Here is a 1,504-nt window from a genome sequence, read left to right on the forward strand (position 1 = left end):
CCCGCCAGGAGGGCGTCAACGACGGCAAGCTCGAGGTGTACTCGCCCAACTCCCCGCTCGGCGGCGCCCTGATCGACGCCAAGGTGGGCGAGACCCGCAGCTACGTCGTGCCGAACGGCAACACCGTCGAGGTCACGCTCGTCAGCGCGGAGCCCTACCACTCCTAACCGCACGCGAGCTGGGGGCACCGCCCCCTTGCTCGGCTGTCTAGGCCAGCGCCTGCTCCAGGTCGGCCAGCAGGTCGGCGACGTCTTCGATGCCGACCGACAGCCGCACCAGGTCGTCGGGCACCTCCAACTGGGAGCCTGCCGTCGACGCGTGCGTCATCGCGCTGGGGTGCTCGATCAGCGACTCCACGCCGCCGAGCGATTCCGCCAGGATGAACACCTCGGTGCGGGCGCACAGTTCCCGGGCGGCCTCCCGGCCGCCCCGCATCCGCACCGACACCATGCCGCCGAACCCGCGCATCTGCCGGGCGGCGACCTCGTGCCCGGGGTGACCGGGCAGGCCGGGGTACAGCACGGCGCTCACCGCCGGATGCCCGGCGAGGAAATCGGCCACCGCCGAAGCGTTTTCGCTGTGCCGCTGCATCCGCAGCACCAGCGTCTTGAGGCCGCGCATGGTCAGGTAGGCGTCGAACGGTCCGGGCACCGCGCCGGCGCCGTTCTGCAGGAACGCGAACGCCTCGTCCAGCTCCGGGTCGTCGGTGATCAGCGCACCGCCTACCACGTCGGAGTGGCCCCCGATGTATTTGGTGGTCGAATGCAGCACCACGTCGGCGCCCAGCGTCAACGGCTGCTGCAGCGCGGGCGAGGCAAAGGTGTTGTCCACCAAGACCTTTGACGACGACTGCGTGCCGAGTTCGGCAAGCGCCGCGATGTCGGCGATGGACAGCAGCGGGTTGGTCGGGGTTTCCACCCAGATCAGCCGTGTCTGCGGGGTGAGCGCCGCGCGGACCGCGTCCACGTCGGACAGCGCCACCGGCGTGTATCCGACGTTCCACTGCGTGAACACCTTGTCGATCAGCCGGAAGGTGCCGCCGTAGGCGTCGTTGGGGATGATCACGTGGTCGCCGGGCCGCAGCATCGCCCGCAGCGCGCAGTCGGAGGCGGCCATGCCGGAACCGAACGCCCGACCGTAGCGGCCCTCCTCGACCGCGGCCAGCGAGGCCTCCAGCGCGGCGCGCGTCGGATTACCGGTGCGCGCGTACTCGAACCCGCCGCGCAGCGCACCCACGCCGTCCTGGGCGAACGTGCTGCTGGCGTAGATCGGGGCGTTGACCGCCCCGGTCGCCGGGTCCGGCCGGTAGCCGGCGTGAATCGCTTTGGTGGCGAGTCCGGTGAAGTGTCCGGTGCGGTCGGCGCTCATCGACGATCAGCCTAGCGACGGCCGACGGTCCGACCGCGCCCGCACGACTAGCTGTACTGACCACGGACGTTGGTGACGGCGTGGCGTGGTGACATGACGAAGACCTCCGAGTGAAGTGCGAGCTGTCTAGGAACGC

2 protein-coding genes are annotated in these 1,504 nt (G+C 70.4%); one reads left to right on the plus strand and one right to left on the minus strand.

Annotated features, from left to right (window positions below):
• Positions 1-167, plus strand: a 167-nt coding sequence (locus tag WU80_RS24680; protein ID WP_197286020.1) for a GreA/GreB family elongation factor, incomplete at its 5' end; no start/stop codon positions are given.
• A 40-nt stretch (positions 168-207) separates the two neighbouring features.
• On the opposite strand, the gene WU80_RS24685 is transcribed toward WU80_RS24680, so the two are convergent.
• Positions 208-1,368, minus strand: a complete 1,161-nt coding sequence (locus tag WU80_RS24685; RefSeq protein ID WP_055404952.1) for a cystathionine gamma-synthase — start codon at positions 1,366-1,368, stop codon at positions 208-210.
• Between the last annotated feature and the right edge of the window lie 136 nt (positions 1,369-1,504).

This window comes from Mycobacterium sp. UM_11, assembly GCF_001414075.1.
Taxonomy (GTDB): Bacteria; Actinomycetota; Actinomycetes; order Mycobacteriales; family Mycobacteriaceae; genus Mycobacterium.

Excerpts from the sequence above, each read along its gene's own strand:
- WU80_RS24685 (WP_055404952.1), bottom strand. The coding sequence starts at position 1,368 with ATGAGCGCCGACCGCACCGGACACTTCACCGGACTCGCCACCAAAGCG.